General features: G+C 60.8%; 10 protein-coding genes and 2 rRNA genes. 3 read left to right on the forward strand and 9 right to left on the reverse strand.

Translation table 11 applies throughout. The annotated features are described in order from the left end of the window. The 3 genes from SMC1_RS08620 to clpB form a co-directional block, all read right to left on the reverse strand. The coding region (locus SMC1_RS08620; protein ID WP_165849378.1) for an RNA polymerase sigma factor at window positions 1-425 on the reverse strand (425 nt) is incomplete at its 3' end. A gap of 136 nt (window positions 426-561) precedes the next feature. Next, window positions 562-3,390, reverse strand: coding sequence for an excinuclease ABC subunit UvrA (gene uvrA / locus SMC1_RS08625; protein ID WP_119086377.1), 2,829 nt, complete (start codon window positions 3,388-3,390; stop codon window positions 562-564). A 92-nt stretch (window positions 3,391-3,482) separates the two neighbouring features. Continuing rightward, the gene (gene clpB / locus SMC1_RS08630; RefSeq protein ID WP_119086378.1) at window positions 3,483-6,095 is read right to left on the reverse strand and encodes an ATP-dependent chaperone ClpB; all 2,613 of its coding nucleotides are present in this window, start codon (window positions 6,093-6,095) and stop codon (window positions 3,483-3,485) included. Window positions 6,096-6,319: 224 nt separating this feature from the next. Here clpB and SMC1_RS08635 point away from each other — a divergent pair, with 224 nt between their 5' ends. From SMC1_RS08635 to SMC1_RS08645, 3 genes are all read left to right on the forward strand, one after another. After that, window positions 6,320-6,601 carry an HD-GYP domain-containing protein gene (locus tag SMC1_RS08635; protein ID WP_119086379.1) on the forward strand — a complete coding sequence of 94 codons (282 nt, stop codon included), beginning with the start codon at window positions 6,320-6,322 and terminating at the stop codon, window positions 6,599-6,601. Between the two features lie 132 nt (window positions 6,602-6,733). Then, on the forward strand, window positions 6,734-7,747 hold the full coding sequence (locus tag SMC1_RS08640) for a pseudouridine-5'-phosphate glycosidase (protein WP_119086380.1): 1,014 nt from the start codon (window positions 6,734-6,736) through the stop codon (window positions 7,745-7,747). 11 nt (window positions 7,748-7,758) lie between these two features. Further along, the gene (locus SMC1_RS08645; RefSeq protein WP_119086381.1) at window positions 7,759-8,664 is read left to right on the forward strand and encodes a carbohydrate kinase family protein; all 906 of its coding nucleotides are present in this window, start codon (window positions 7,759-7,761) and stop codon (window positions 8,662-8,664) included. Here the strand turns inward: SMC1_RS08645 and SMC1_RS08650 are convergent. The 6 genes from SMC1_RS08650 to SMC1_RS08680 form a co-directional block, all read right to left on the reverse strand. Further along, window positions 8,652-9,617 (reverse strand): DMT family transporter, encoded by a 966-nt coding sequence (locus tag SMC1_RS08650; RefSeq protein WP_119086382.1) that lies wholly within the window; start codon window positions 9,615-9,617, stop codon window positions 8,652-8,654. The genes SMC1_RS08645 and SMC1_RS08650 overlap by 13 nt on opposite strands. An 82-nt stretch (window positions 9,618-9,699) precedes the next feature. Beyond that, window positions 9,700-13,773: an InlB B-repeat-containing protein gene (locus tag SMC1_RS08655; RefSeq protein WP_165849379.1), complete on the reverse strand. Its 4,074-nt coding sequence runs from the start codon at window positions 13,771-13,773 to the stop codon at window positions 9,700-9,702. A 220-nt stretch (window positions 13,774-13,993) separates the two neighbouring features. Continuing rightward, window positions 13,994-14,821, reverse strand: coding sequence for a nucleotidyl transferase AbiEii/AbiGii toxin family protein (locus tag SMC1_RS08660; RefSeq protein WP_207799380.1), 828 nt, complete (start codon window positions 14,819-14,821; stop codon window positions 13,994-13,996). 71 nt (window positions 14,822-14,892) lie between these two features. Continuing rightward, window positions 14,893-15,504: a type IV toxin-antitoxin system AbiEi family antitoxin domain-containing protein gene (locus SMC1_RS08665; protein ID WP_119086385.1), complete on the reverse strand. Its 612-nt coding sequence runs from the start codon at window positions 15,502-15,504 to the stop codon at window positions 14,893-14,895. A 468-nt stretch (window positions 15,505-15,972) separates the two neighbouring features. Further along, window positions 15,973-16,088: ribosomal RNA gene (gene rrf, locus SMC1_RS08675) — 5S ribosomal RNA — on the reverse strand. Between the two features lie 65 nt (window positions 16,089-16,153). After that, a 23S ribosomal RNA gene (locus SMC1_RS08680) occupies window positions 16,154-16,348 on the reverse strand; the annotation flags it as partial.

Here is a 16,348-nt window from a genome sequence, read left to right on the forward strand (position 1 = left end):
CCCGTCATCCTGCAAATGTCTTGGATGGACGTCTGCTCGCTGTAAAACAACCCCATCACGAGGCGATCGGCCGGCGAAAGTTGCTGCAATGCTTCTCGTACGACACCCTTCACGAGCTCGGTACCCGAGACGTCGTCCTCGACCGGGGCTCTGACGGGGTGGCTTCGGCGAAGCTTCCGCCTCGCACAATTGATGGCAATCGTCCGCAGATAGACCGGTACCGAACGCGTATCGTCCAGCTTCCTGCGTACCTGGTAGAGCTTGAGGTACGCTTCCTGAACCACGTCTTCCACATCCTCCCGCGTCATCAGGTACGTGTACAGAGTCCTGTAGAGTTGTCGAACCGTGAGATGATACAGGTCGTCAAACGCTGCTTCCTCTCCTGCGTGGACACGTGTGACAACTGTCCTGAGCTCGTCGTCCATAGGGCCATCCCTTCGCATCGATGCTCTTGCCTTTCCACTATGATATCCCAGTTGGTGCCAAAAGGTTGCAGAGGACCCGAACAGAAAAGGCCCCAATCCGAGGACCGGGGCCGCGTGTGCAGCACTACCGGTCAGTTCACAGGACCTTGTCCTTGAGGAACTGCCCCGTCAGGGAATTGGGGTTGCGGGCGATCTCCTCGGGCGTGCCCGTGGCGATGATACGGCCACCTTTGTCACCGCCCTCGGGACCCAGGTCAATGACCCAGTCGGCGTTCTTGATGACATCCAGGTTATGCTCGATGACGATGACCGTGTTGCCCTTGTTGGTCAGCTCCTGGAGGACACCAACAAGCTTTTCGACGTCGGCGAAGTGCAGGCCGGTCGTCGGCTCGTCGAGGATGTACAGGGTCTTTCCTGCCGTCCGCTTGCCCAGTTCCGCCGCCAGCTTGATACGCTGGGCCTCACCACCCGACAGGGTCACGGCGCTCTGGCCAAGGCGGATATAGCCCAACCCGACGGCGTCCAGCAGCTTCAGCATGTGCTTGAGACGTGCATGCGCCTCGAAGAAGTGCAGGGCCTCCTCGACCGACATCTCCAGCACGTCGGCGACGGACTTGCCCTTATAACGGACCTCGAGCGTCTCGGAGTTGAAGCGCGCCCCGTGGCACACCTCGCAGGGCACATAGACGTCTGGCAGAAACTGCATCTCGACCTTGGTGAACCCGTTGCCCTCGCAGGCCTCGCAGCGGCCGCCCTTCACGTTGAAGCTGAACCGGCCGGGCTGATACCCGCGCATCTTCGCCTCGGGCATGCGCGCGAAGACCTCACGGATGGGCGTGAACAGCCCCGTATAGGTGGCCGGGTTGCTGCGCGGCGTGCGCCCGATGGGCGCCTGGTCGACCACGATGACGCGGTCGATGTATGCGACACCCGTCAGCTTCTCGTAGTGACCTGGCTGATCCTTGGCGTGATACAGCTCGCGCGCCAGCCCCTTGTACAGGCAGTCGTTGATCAGCGTCGACTTGCCCGAGCCGGAGACGCCCGTGATGCAGGTGAACATGTGCAGGGGGATGTCCGCGTCGATGTTCTTGAGGTTGTGCTCCGTCGCGCCCGTGATGAGCAGGTGCTCGCCATTGGGCTTGCGCCTGGTTGTCGGCAGGGGGACGGACAGCTTGCCCGTCAGGTACTGCCCCGTCAGCGACGTCGGCTCAGCGATGATGTCGGCCAGGCTGCCCGCAGCCACGATGCGCCCGCCGTGTTCGCCAGCCCCCGGGCCTACATCGACAAGGTAGTCCGCGGTGCGAATGGTCTCCTCGTCGTGTTCCACGATGACCAGCGTGTTCCCCAGGTCGCGCAGTTCCCGCAGGGTACTCAGGAGGCGCTCGTTGTCCCGCGGATGCAGGCCGATGGACGGCTCGTCCAGCACGTAGAGGACGCCCACCAGCTTGCTGCCCACCTGCGTCGCGAGGCGCAGCCGCTGGGCTTCGCCACCGGCCAGTGTCGCCGACGCACGCGAGAGCGTCAGGTACCCGAGGCCCACGTCCAGGATGAACTTCAGCCGCTCGTTGATCTCGCGCAGAACCTGCTTGGCAATGGTACGCTGGGTCTCCGTCATCGTTGCCGGCAACCGTGCAACAAACTGCGACGCCTGGTCAACCGACATGTCGGTGACCTCGCTGATGTTCAGGCCGGCCAGCTTGACAGCCAGCGCCTCGGGCTTCAGGCGCCTGCCGTGACAGGTCGGGCAGTCCTTCTGCAGCATGAAGCGCTCATACTCCTCCTTCATAGCGTCCGAGGTCGTCTCTTCATACCGGCGTGCCAGGAGGTTGATGAGCCCTTCCCAGTGGAACTTGTAGACGTGGTCAAGCCCTGCACCGTCCTCCCAGTGTACCGGGATGCGTTCCTTATCCCCGTGCAGGACGATGTCCATGGCTCCCGCCGGCAGGTCGCGCACCTTCTGGTCCGGGTCGTACCCGCGGAAGCGGAGCGCCTGCACGACGAAGTCCTTGCTGAAGGTCGACGCGGCAAGGAAGCCGGGGATCTGGATGGCCCCCTCAGCGAGCGACTTGTCGTGGTCGACGATCATGTCGATGTCCGGCTCCAGCTGGAAGCCAAGACCCGTACACGTCGGGCACGCGCCGTAGGGTGAGTTGAACGAGAACAGGCGCGGCTCGATCTCCTGGATGCTGTAGCCGCAGATGGGGCAGGCGAAGGTGCTCGAGAAGAAGTCGAGCTTGCCCGTCGCCAGGTCCAGGACCTTGAGCACGCTGTCTCCTTCCTTGAGCGTCAGTTCCACCGAGTCGAACAGGCGCGTGCGTTCGTCCGCGGTGACCAGCAGCTTGTCGACGATGAGCTCGATCGTGTGCTTGCGCTTTTTGTCGATGCTCGGGACCGGGTCGTCGACACTGTACTCCGTACCATCGACACGATAGCTCTCGAACCCCTTGCGCTGGACGTCCTCGATGAGCTTGCGGTACTCGCCCTTGCGCCCCTCCACCGCAGGCGCCAGCAGCGCAACGGTGCGCCCTGTGTACTCCGCCAGCAGGTGCTCGACGATCTCCTGGGGCGACTGCTTTGTGATGGGGATATCGTGGTTGGGGCAGTACGGAACGCCGGCGCGTGCGAACAGCAGGCGCAGGTAATCATAGATCTCAGTCAGCGTGCCAACCGTGGACCGGGGGTTCTTGCTGGCTGACCTCTGGTCGATGGCGATGGCGGGGGACAGCCCCTCGATGAGGTCGACGTCCGGCTTCTGCATCAGGCCGATGAATTGCCGGGCATAGGCAGAGAGTGATTCGACATAACGGCGCTGTCCCTCGGCGTACAGGGTGTCGAACGCCAGCGAGGACTTGCCCGAGCCGGAGACGCCGGTGATAACGATGATCTTGTTACGCGGCAGGCGCACGCTCACGTCTTTCAGGTTATGGACACGTGCACCCTTGATGAAAATGCTTTCTTCAGCCATTCAATGACCTCTCATTTCGAATTGTGAATGCCCTTGGGGTCAGGCACTATGTGCCCTTGGTGCCTGACCCCAAGGGTGTTCACATTTGCAGGCTAGTGCTTGCGGAAGACGACGCGGTCAGCTTCGTAGTCAGCCAGGACCTTATCGCCAGGCTTGACCTCGCCAGACAGCAGGGCATCGGCCAGGCGGTCTTCCAGAACCTTCTGGACCGTGCGCTTAAGCGGCCTTGCGCCATAGACCGGGTCAAAGCCGATGGTCACGAGATGTCTGCGCAGGTCGTCGGACACCGTCAACTCGATGTCACGCTCGCGCACCTTGGCCACGGTCTTGTCAATGACAAGCTGAAGGATGCTGGCCAACTCTACCTGTCCCAGCGGGTTGAAGACGACGACCTCGTCCACCCGGTTCAGGAACTCCGGATGGAACACCGTCTTCATGTGCTCCAGCACAATGGTGGTGACGCGCGAGTATGCCTCTTCGTACGCGACCGTCCCGGGCGTTGCCTCGATGCGGCTGATAATGTCGCTGCCGATGTTGCTGGTCATGATGATGACCGTGTTGCGGAAGTTGACCGTACGGCCCTTGCCGTCCGTCAGGCGCCCGTCGTCCAGGACCTGCAGCAGGATGTCGAACACGTCGGGATTGGCCTTCTCGATCTCGTCAAGCAGGACGACCGAGTACGGATGCCGGCGCACGGCCTCTGTCAGCTGCCCGCCCTCTTCATAGCCTACGTATCCGGGAGGCGCGCCTACGAGCCGGCTGACACTGAATTTCTCCATGTATTCGCTCATGTCGATGCGGACCATGCGGTTCTCGTCGTCGAACAGCACCTCCGCCAGCGCCTTGGACAGCTCGGTCTTGCCGACGCCGGTGGGGCCCAGGAAGATGAAGCTCCCGATAGGGCGGCTGGGGTCCGACATGCCTGCGCGCGACCGCTTGATGGCCGAGGCGACGGCATGGATTGCCTGCTCCTGGCCGATGACGCGCTTTGCAAGACGTTCCTCGAGGTTGACCAGCTTGGTCACCTCGGTCTCCATCATACGGGACACCGGGACACCGGTCCAGCGGCTGACGACCTGCGCGATCTCCTCTTCGGTTACCGACTGCTTGAGTTCGACGCCGCCCTTCTCCTGCGACTCGAGCTGGTCGTGCTGTGCCTCGACCTTCTTCTCCAGTTCGGGAATCGCGCCATACTTGAGCTGCGCCGCCTTCTCGAGGTCTCCCTCGCGCGTCGCCTTCGTGAACTCGACTTTCTTCTCCTCGAGCTCCTTGCCAAGCCGTGCGGCTTCCTCGATGACATCCTTCTGCTTGTGCCAGGACAGCTTCAGCCGGTCCGCCTTCTCCTTCAGTTGCGCGATCTCCGCCTGGACGTCGGCACAGCGCTTCCTGGACTTGTCGTCGGTTTCGCAGACCAGCGCCTTACGTTCCATCTCCAGGATGATCAGTCTGCGGTCCAGTTCGTCAATCTCGACGGGCATGCTCTCGAGCTGCATCTTGACCAGCGACGCCGCCTCGTCCATGAGGTCGATGGCCTTGTCGGGCAGGAAACGGTCGGTGATGTAGCGTGCCGACAGTTTGGCCGCCATGACCAGCGCCCCATCCGCGATGCGCACGCCGTGGTGTGTCTCATACCGTTCCTTGAGGCCACGCAGGATAGCAATCGTATCCTCGACCGATGGCTCGCTGACCAGGACCGGCTGGAAGCGGCGCTGAAGGGCAGCATCCTTTTCGATGATCTTGCGGTACTCGTCGACCGTCGTGGCGCCGATCGTCCGCAGTTCACCCCTCGCGAGCGCCGGCTTCAGCATATTGGAGGCATCCATGGCTCCCTCGGCCGCGCCCGCCCCGACGACCGTATGCAGTTCGTCGATGAACATGATGATGCGCCCGTTGCTGGCTGTGACAGCCTTGAGTACGGACTTCAGCCGGTCCTCGAACTCCCCACGAAACTTGGCGCCCGCGATCATCGCACCCAGGTCGAGTGCGAAGATGGTCTTGTCCTTGAGCTCTTCGGGCACGTCCCGCGCCACGATACGCTGTGCAAGCCCTTCGACGACGGCCGTCTTGCCGACGCCGGCATCGCCGATGAGCACCGGGTTGTTCTTGGTCCGACGCATGAGGATTTGCATGATGCGCCGGATCTCCTCGTCACGGCCGATAACGGGGTCCAGCTTGCCCTGACGCGCCTGCTCCGTCAGGTCGCGGCCGTACTTCTTGAGCGCCTCATACTTGTCTTCGGGCTCCTGATCCGTCACGCGTTCCGTGCCGCGCACCTTCACCAGCGCATGCAGGATAGCCTGCTTCGTCACGCCGGCCTGCTTCAACAATGGGCCGCATGAACGGCTGTTCTCGGCCAGCGCGATGAGAAAGTGCTCGACGCTGATATATTCATCCTTGAGCGCCGTCATTTCCTCCTCGGCCTTGCGGATGACTGTGTTCAGGTCCTCTGAGATGACCAGCTGACCGACGGGGACGCTGCCCGAGACCCTGGGCAGCCGTTCGATTTCCTGTTCGACTTGTGACGACAGCGCGGAGGCGGCAACGTTGAGGTATGGGAAGAGGGACGCTGCAAGCCCCTCCTTCTGATCGAGAATGGCCCGGAGCAGATGGAGCGAATCGGTGGCCTGGTTCCCGTGGCCTTCGCTGGACCGCGCCGCCTGCTGCAATGCTTCAGCTGACTTTGTCGTAAACTTGTCGAGTGTCATATCATCCGCCTCTGAGGCGTCCACCTCCCAATTAGTGAGTCTTGGACTGCTCTCAGTATACGGTGGGCTTGAAAAAAAGCCAAGCATCCATATGATGAAAAAGCATTGCCGTGCTGAGCAAAACACCCCTCGTATTGAGAAAACATACTCGGGGGCACGGAGCTTGTCCAGGACTGACATACGGGAGGGTCGACCTTGTTCGTTCTCCTGACGGTAGTACAGAAATGAGCCCTGAACTGCTGCTCAAACAGGACTTCCTCACTGAAGAGGAGTTCGCGATCATGCGCAAGCACGCCGAGTACGGTTCTGCCGTCATCGGGCGGGTCCCCGGTTTTTCCGATGTCTGTGACATCATTGTATCCCATCATGAACGATACGACGGTGCAGACTATCCTCATGGTACAGCGGGCACGGCCATCCCGTTGGGTGGACGCATCCTGGCGGTGGCTGATCCCCGAGCATGTTGGTCCAATGCGAGGGGTGCACTTCGTTCGACGCCATGGTGACTGCGCACGTGTATCGACATGGCACGCAGCCCGACATGGCTGGCGCCGAAGTAGCGCGATGCGCCGGATCGCAGTTTGATCCGGTTGTCATCGAATCCTTTCTGGCAACAACACACTTCAGAGGAGCCCGTCATGGCGAGAAGAGCGCAGCGCAGCGAGAATGACCAGCTGACCGGGCACAAGACCGGCAGCAGCGTCACCAAAGGGTTTGCCGAGGAAACCAGGCGCGGCGAGACCCATCCGGAAGAGTTCGTCATCGCCGAGGAAGTCCAGGAGGCTCTCCGCAAGGGAATACCGGTTGTCGCCCTCGAGTCTGCCATCATCACCCATGGCATGCCGTATCCGGTCAACCTCGAGCTGGCACAGGAGCTTGAAGGCATCGTCCGCAAGGGCGGAGCCATCGCTGCCACGACTGCCCTGGTTTCGGGCAAGATCCGCGTGGGCCTCTCCAAGTCTGAACTCGAGATGCTCGCTCGGGCCAAGTGGGTCAAGAAGATCGGACCCCGGGACATCCCCGTCGCCGTCGCCATGGGATTCAGTGGGGGCACGACCGTCGCTGCATCGTTGCACATCGCCGACGCTGCAGGCATTCGCGTCTTTGTCACCGGTGGCATCGGGGGCGTGCACCGCGGCGTGAGCGAGATCCTCGACATCTCACAGGACCTGCCGGTCATCGGGCGAGCTCGCTGTATCACCGTGTGCGCGGGTGCCAAGTCCATCCTCGACCTGAGGAACACGCTGGAGTACCTCGAGACGATGTCCGTCCTCGTCCTGGGCTACCAGACCGACACCCTGCCCGCCTTCTACGTGCGCGACTCCGGCATCCCGATCGAGCACCGCGTCGAGAGCGCATCGGACATCGCAGCCATCGTGGAGGCACGCGACCGCCTCGGCCTCGGCACCGGGATCCTCGTCACGAACCCGATCACCGAGTGTGACCAAGTCGACCCAGCAAAGCACGAGAAGGTGCTGCAGGCTGCGCTCAAGAAGGCTGCAGAAGAGAAGATCGAGGGCAAGGCGATGACACCATACATTCTTGCCTACATGCAGAAGAACCTGCCCGGTGTCATCGAGGCCAACATCGCCCTCATCAAGAGCAACGTCGCGCTGGGGACGCAGATCGCCACCCTGCTAAAGCACCGCTGATCCCTGGTCCCATGTTCTTCGTCACGGGCGACCTCAACATCGACGCCACGACGGTGGCGCCCACCCTGTCGCTTTCCGGAAAGGAAGCACAGGCGGACCTCATGCTGTCCTGCGGAGGGCAGGGAGGGAATGTCGCCTTCTTCCTGCGATGCCTCGACCGGCCGGTACAACTGTTCGGTACCCTGGGGACCGACGCCGCAGGAGATCTGTACGCTGTGCGCCTAGCGCACCTTGGCATCACGTACGCCGGCAACCGCGTCGATGAACCAACGGGCATGGTCAGCGTCGTCCAAGAGGCCGGCTCATACCACATGTACCGTCAGCGCGGCGCCAACGCAGCGGTGGATCCAGCAGCATTCACACGCTTCGTGCACAGTGCCTGCAAGACCGCTGGAGACTTCCTGTTCGTCTCGGGGTACAGCCTGCTTGAAAAGGGTTGCTGGGCAGCACTCGGGGCGGTGCTGACGAGTTCGGCCCTCGCACGACCGGTCGTCGTCATGGATCCCGCCAGCATCGATGCCATGAACTCCATGGGCCGCGACGCAGTCCTTGGAGCGGCACGACTCTGTGACTACCTGTTGCCCAACGAAGAGGAAGCCTGCTGGCTCGCACAGGAGGCAGATGCGAGGGAAGCAGCCGGTATCCTCCACCGATCGACCGGGACAACCATCGTTGTCAAGCTCGGCGCACGAGGCGCCCTCCTGTGCAGCGACGAGGGCATCATCATGGCACCTGGCGCCGCTCTCACGCCCGTCGACGTGACGGGGGCTGGAGACTCCTTTGCGGCGGCGCTCCTCTCAGCGCTTGCAACCGGGGCAGGCCCTCAGACCGCGCTTGACACCGCCGTGCGCTTCAGCGGCGCCAAGGTACAGCTGGCAGGCACACAGCCTCTGGAACTCCTGGGCTACAGCGGCTGACCCTCAGCGCCCCCAGATCCTTCTGCAGCAGGGCGGCGGCTGGAAACGATCCCCAGCGCCAGCCCGGCCAGGATGACGACACCTCCCGCAAGCTCGGCCGGACCCGGCCGATCACCCAGCACCAGGAACGCCAGCAGACTGCCCAGAATTGGCTCCCACAACAGCATGAGCGCCACGAACTGCGGCTGAAACGACTTGAGCGAAACATTGATGAAGCCGTGGCCAACAGTCTGGCCCAGGACGGCGGTCACAGCGAGCCACAGGAACGACCTGCCCGACAGCAGCAGGAGCGGCCGTCCAGCCGCCACGCACACGACCCCTGTCAGGACAGCGGCCCAACCGAACGCGCCCACATTGTAGGAGACGGGGTCCATGTCACGGGACGCCCTGCGCCCGACAATAAGATACAGCGACGCCGCCAGCGCCCCACCGAGCGCGAGCAGGTTTCCGAGGTTGGCGCCCGTGCCGGACCGCAGCCCGATGAAGACGCCGCCTGCGGTCACGACCCCGACAGCCACCCACAGCAGCGGGCTGGTACGTTCCCGAAACAGGACGAGGTCCAAGACGGCCACAAACAGCGGGCTCATCGTGACGAATACCAGCGAGGACAACACCGAGGTCATCGACAGCGACGTCACCCACAGAGCGAAATGCACAGCCAGGAACGCGCCCGCCAAGATGGTCCACTTCAGGACGGTTCCGTTATGTCTGAGACTGTTACACTTCGGGACGGTTCCATTTTCCCTGAGACTGTTACACCTGCGCCACATCTGTAACGGAAGGAGCAGAAGCGTCGACAGCGCCAACCTCCAGAACGCGGTCACAAGAGGATCGGTTCCCGCCAGCTTCATGAACGTCGACGTCCCCGACACGCCCAGAACTGCCAGAACGAGCCCTGCCCAGGCCCGGGCGTCCGGTCGACCCCCACTCTTCTGTCGCGTTGTTGCTCTCATGCTGTCCAGTATATGCCTGGCACGATTCACCTCAAAGGGCTGTCATGATGGCGGGCCTTGTGAAATTGGAACCGAGCAGAGATTAGTCCTCCCAACTGACGGTAATAGTACGCGCCTTCGCGTCCCAGTCCACCTGCAAACCGAGGTTCTCTGCCACGAACCGCAGAGGCAGCATCGTGCGGCTGGACGAGAGGATCGGGACAACCTTGCGGTTCTTCGGGTCGATGACGAGAGGCTTGCCATTCACGAGCGCTGTACTCTTGCCGATGGTGAGGATGATCGTCGTGCCGCGTGCCTTAAGGGTAACCTGACGGGTCTTCGCGTTCCAGGAAATGGTACCGCCCAGATGCTCCACCACAGCTCGGAGGGGGACGAGCGTGCGGTCCTCAAGGAGTGCAGCCGGGGCATCCAGTGCGACTTCTGTGCCATCCACAGTCATCGTCTTGCTCCCAATGGTGAGGACCATGGTGTGCCCCGAGACAGGATGCGGCAGAGGAGCGTAGGCAGCAGTGACCGTCTTGCTGGCGTCCATGGTGATGGTCGCGGAATTCGTGGTGCCACTCAGACCACCGGACCATCCGACGAAGTGCCAGCCGCTGGCAGGGGTTGCCGTCAGCTGGACCGAGGTGCCGTGGGTGTAGCTGATCTGGTCGGGGTTCTTGGCCACCGAGCCGGAACCAGACACGCTCACAGTGAGGGTGTACGTGTTGATGCTGACGGCAAAGGTGGTGGTGGCATTGATATTCGCCGTCACGTTCGCATCAGTCCTTGCAGCGGTGAGAACCCCGTCACTCCAGCTGACGAAGTGATACCTGACATTCGGGACTGCTGTCACAAGCGTGCCGCTGGTGCCGTGGTTCACGGTCTGCGGAGACGTGCCCGAGATCGTGCCGTTCGTACCTGTCATGTAGGTTAGAGTGTATGTATCGATGGCGAAGCTCGCAGCGATGGTATGATTTTCCGTCAGGTTCGTGAAGGTATACGAGGTGACTGCGCCCACGGAGCTGCCGTCCACAAGGACGTTCTGGATGTGGTAGCCGGTGCTGGGAGTGATGCTGAAGGACTGCGAGGCCCCGTGGTTCACCATAACATTCCCCGAGGGAGAGATGTTTCCGGCCAGGTCGGCGGAGGCGACGATCGTGTACATATCGATGGCGAAGGTGGCAGTGATGGTCTTGTTCGCATCCATGGTGATGGTCGCCGGGTTCGTGCTGCCGGTGAGGCTACCAGACCAGCCGGTGAAGTGCCAGCCGGTCACAGGGGTCGCCGTCAGCTGGACGGAGGCCCCGTGATTGTAGGAGGCCTGGTCGGGGGATTTGGCGATGGAGCTGGAACCGGTCACGTTAACGGTCAGGGTGTACGTATCGATGGCGAAGTTCGCAGCGATGGTGTGGCTAACCGTGACGTTGGTGAACGTGTAGGAGGGGACCGCGCCCACCGAGACGCCGTCCACGAGGACGTCCTGGACGTGGTAGCCGGTGCTCGACTTGATGGTGAAGGTGAGGTTGCTGCCGTAGTCCACGATCTGGGTGGTGGACGGCGAGATAGAACCGTTCGAGCCGGTAGACGGCGTGACAGTAAACGTATCGACGGCAAAGGTGGCGGTGGCATTGATATTCGCCGTCACGTTCGCATCAGTCCTTGCAGCGGTAAGAACCCCGTCACTCCAGCTGACGAAGTGATACCCGACATTCGGGACTGCTGTCACAAGCGTGCCACTGGTGCCGTGGTTCACGGTCTGCGGAGACGTGCCCGAGATCGTGCCGTTCGTACCTGCCGTATAGGTCAAGGTGTAGGTGTCGGCAGGCGGGTCGTTCACCGCGGTAACGGTGATGGTGAACATCTGGGGTGCCGAGGTGTCCACGCCACCGTTAGCCGTGCCGCCGTCGTCATGGAGAGAGATGGACACGGTAGCCGTGCCGTTCATGTTGGCGGCAGGGGTATACATCAGGGTGCCGTTTTCGGCAAGGGCAGGCTGCGTGCTGAAGAGTATGGCGTTGTCATTGGTGACAAAAAAGTCAAGGGTCTGCCCTGCTTCGTCGGCAGGACCGGCACTGACGGCAGTTGCCCAACCGCTGACCGTTTGTACTCCACAGTCTTCCAGAACTGTCTGGTCAGCGCCCTTCGTGAAGGACGGGACGTCGTTACGGAGGTTAACAGTAATGTTCACGGTGATGCTGGCGGTGCCGCCGTACCCGTCGCTCACCTGGACCACGAAGCTATCGGAGGCATTCCAGTCGGGGGCGGGCGCGTAGGTGATGGCCTTGGCAGTCCCAGTCCCGGTTGCCGTGCCGGTGCCGTGGGATGCCCCGGAAGGAACGCTCCAGGTAAGGGTATCGCTGTCAGTATCGGTCGCATGCAACGTGAGGCTGAATGAAGTGGGACTTCCGTCCTCGTCCATGGTGGCTGAAGTCGAAGCACCTTCGGTGATCACGGGGAGACGGTTGATGACCTGTGAAGTCCAGGGCGTGGGGAGTGTGACGCTCTGCGCAGTAGGGAGGCCGACGCCACTATCGGTACAGGTGACCCTCACGCACAGGTACTTGTGGGCATCAAGATCCGACAGGACATAGGTGGAGGAAGTGGCAGATGCGATGTCCACCGCGTTCATGCCAGAGGCGTCATCTGCACGGACCCACCGGTACGTGTAAGTCAACGTCGAGGTCCCGGAGACAGCTATGTCGATAGTGTCATCCCATGTACCAGGTGAGGTGGCCAGCGTGTCACCGATGTTCATTGCACCAGCGCTACTCGGCAGGATGGTATTCACGGGTGGATCGTTGACAGGGCCGACGGTGATGGTGAACGTCTGGGGTGCAGAGGTGTCCACGCCGCCGTTCGCCGTGCCGCCATCATCATGAATGCGGACCGTCACGGTGGCCGTGCCGTTCCTGTTGAGTGTAGAGATATAGATTAGGGTGCCGTTTGCAGCAACGGCTGGCTGAACAGCAAAGAGAGGGTTGTTGTCGTTGGTGACGATGAAGTCGAGGGCCTGCCCTGTTTCGTCGGAAGGACCAGCACTGATGGCACTGGCCCACCCAGCGACCGTCTGGGAACCGCAGTCCTCCAGGACCATCTGGTCGGCTCCCTTCGTGAAGGACGGGACGTCGTTCACCGGGGTAACGGTGATGGTGAAGGTCTGGGGCGCCGAGGTGTCCACGCCGCCATTCGCCGTGCCGCCGTCATCATGAAGCACTAACGTTATTGTCGCTGTGCCGTTCTTGTTTGCCGCCATCGTGAAAGACAACCGCCCACCAATAGCCTGGATGACAGGGCAATCCGCAAATAGTGACGGATTCGAGTTACCGGTGACTTGGAACGTGAGAGCCTGGGAATACGGATCGCCGGATCCTGTTGTGATACTGGTTGCCCAGCTCATTATCCCACGCTGCCCATAGTCTTCCACGACGCTGACGTCTAGCCCGACAACGAACGAGGGAGCATCGTTGACGGGACCGACAGTAATGGTGAAGGTCTGCGCAGGAGATGTGTCCACACCACCATTCACCATGCCACCACTGTCCTGGAGACAAACGGAGACAACGGTCGAACCGTACTGGTTGGGAGCAGGGGTGTAGGTCAGGGTACCGGTAGTGAGACTCACTGCCGGCTGGACACTGAAGAGCGCGTTGTAGTTGTTCGTAACAACAAAGCTCAGAGACTGGGAGGACTCGTTGACAGGGCCGGCGCTGATCAACGTTGCCCAAGAGACGACAGCTTTTGGACCGCAGTCTTCCAGGACCGTCTGGTTCGCGCCCTTCGTGAAAGACGGTGCGTCGTTGACGGCGGTCACAGTAACGGTCACCGTAGCGGAAGGAAGAGTGCTCCCCTCGCTTACCGTGTAGGTGAAGGTATCTGTCCCATTCCAGTCGGATGCCGGCGTATAGAGGATGGTACCTGCGGACTCATCTAGAATGACTGCAGTCCCATTGCCGGGGGCTGTCACCGATGCAACCTTCAGACCTGACCCCGTGTCGTTTCCTAATACGCTGATGGTGACGGAGGCGTCCTCATTTGTTGATACCACATCGTCAACCGCTGTAGCAGCCTGCACCGCAGAGGGCACAATCAGTAACTGCACCAGCAGCAACAGAATGAGCGTACTACCAAGAACCCACGAACGCCAGTCCCTTTTTCCGACTTTCCACCTTTTCACAAGATCCCCCTTGGTCTCTGATGATTTCGCAATGCCAAGCGACTTTCTCCCCCCGAACACTCTAGTCACTTCGTTTCTCACTGCAATACCATCCGCAGTTGTGGACCACTCCCAGAAGAAGGTGTTCCTGAACAGACGCATGGATTCCCGCCTTCGCGGGAAGGACGGAGAAGAGCGGACAGTGCTTGTTACACTTCGGGACGGTTCCGCTTCCTCACCGTCACCGAGTTTCAGCGTCAGGTCTTGTTGTCGCGATCACGGTGACAACACGTCGATAGTAGTCTCTGATACGTTCGACAGCAGCATCAATGTCGACATCAATGTGGCACGATGCAGCCAGAGCTGCATATGGCTTCTTCCAGGAAGCCGGCGGGTCCGGGAGCCTCTCTGGGAGCGGGTGGCTGTTTCTGTGGCTGAACGTCGCCAACACGGCCGCCGCGGCACCTTCAGGCTCCAGCTTCCCCGTTTCAAGGAGCAGTATCATGTCGATAAGGTCCTTGACGCGGCTGTTGTCGCGCGTGCCTGCGCGGGGCATGGTATAGGCATGCAGTTTCTCGGCGAACTGCTGCTCCAGGCTTGTCGTGGTGAGCGGGGATGCCTCGATACCGGCAAAGCCAAACCAGTCCTCACCTGTTGTGGCGCGCAGGGGTTCGAGGAGAACGTCTCCAACAGCAACATCGACATGGAACGCAACGAATAGTCGGCCTCCCAGCATCGAGCGGACGGGGAACCTCTCGCCGCCGTAGAGTGGGCCGTCGAGGTCCATCATCGATTCCCCCACTTGAAACTCCAGCCAGTCATCTGCTGAGCGTGAAGCAGCCTGCTGCAGCATCCGTTGTAGAGTCGCGTGGTTGTCGGAGCCTCTAGCAAGGCTGGTGTTGAGAACGAGATCAATATCGCGGGTCGCCCGGGCGGATCCAATCGCCAGTTCCAAAGCATGTCCACCCTTGAGAATCCATTTGTTGACCCCATCGTACTGTATGCGAGTGACAAATTGGTCAAAGGCGACTTGCTGTCGCAGGCGTTGCAGATCTTCACCTCTATTCAATGCTCGTTTCCTGAGTCGATCCTCCAGTGCTTGGCGGAAAGACACTGCATCATCGTAGTGCTGAGAACTGCTCATCGGGAAAGAATGCTCCGCATGGTCTCCGCGAAGGGAGACGATGGGTTCAACCTGGAAGCTCTGGTCAGATCGTCCCGTTGCACGAGTCCACGCTGGAGGGCTTGGCGGATGGCCTGTTGAAGAAGGTCAGAGGAGATGGTCGCAGCAGCAGCCACGTCGATGATCGTTCTCAGGGGACGCGTAACGCTGTACCCCTCCATCACCTGAACGTCAGCGAGGTCGAGCGTTGCACGATGGATGACGAGGACGGTGGGCGTCCTAGCCGACCTCCTGAATGACGGCGGGACTGTCATGTGTAGGCTGACAGGCATGACATCAGAGAGTTCGTGAATGGACAGCGCTGTCTCATGAGAAAACACGCCCTGGGGCTTGCCCTTTCTGTCACGTGACCACAGCGACCACAGCACAAGGTCCGGTCGATCAGCCGCCGTGTAGTCGGCAATGCGGTAAACGCCATACCCCTCCCGGATCCAGTTCCCGGTCTCATTCTGGTAGTACTGTGAGGGATATGAGTAGCCAGCCTCGAGAGCCTGTCTAGCAGTGAAGTATCCCTGCTGGCGGGAGGCAATGCTTCGTATGTTGCGTTCCGATTCCTGTGTCTTTCCCATTTGCATAACCCTTAACATTTTCTTAAGTATTGTGCAATTCCCGGGAAAATCAACACACTCCATACTACTTCTTGAGACGTTGTTCGGAGACTGTTACACTTCGGGACGGTTCCGTTTCCTCTGAGACTGTTACACCTGCGCCTCGCACTGCAACCCTCCTGGATATGGAAAAACCCCCCAACGAGGGGGGCAACGTGGAGAAGCAGGATGGATTCCCGCCTTCGCGGGAATGACAGTGAGGATGCCTTCGCGGGAATGACGGCAGGGTGCCTGGATATGGAAAACCCCCTGAAGAAGGGGTATACACAAGCAGGATGGATTCCCGCCTTCGCGGGAAGGACGGTGAGGATGCCTGCGCGGAGAAGCACCCCTCGCCTTGAAGAACACCTCGCATCTTGGACAAAAGGATGCGAGGGACAAAAGGGCTCGGGGGAAGGACGGTAGGAGGGGAGATGGGAAACAACATGACCCTGGCAGCGACCTACTCTTCCAACGGGCTTCCCCGTAAGTACCATCGGCGTGTCGGGCTTAACTTCCGTGTTCGGGATGGGAACGGGTGTTTCCCCGACGCTATGACCACCAGAGTCATGTCTTTGATTGAAAAACGAGAGAGAACTGCAGTAGGCCTGCACCCTCAAAACTGTACGAGCCAATGACGTCCCCGACCTATTAGTACTGGTCAGCTCAACGCATCGCTGCGCTTACACCTCCAGCCTATCAACCTGGTAGTCTACCAGGGGTCTACCTCGTCTTGCGACGATGAGAGATCACGTCTTCGAGTTGGCTTCGCGCTTATATGCCTTCAGCACTTATCCAAGGTCGACATAGCTACCCAGCTCCGTGC

This window comes from Candidatus Cryosericum septentrionale (genome assembly GCF_003570995.1).
GTDB classification, from domain to species: Bacteria; Caldisericota; Caldisericia; order Cryosericales; family Cryosericaceae; genus Cryosericum; species Cryosericum septentrionale.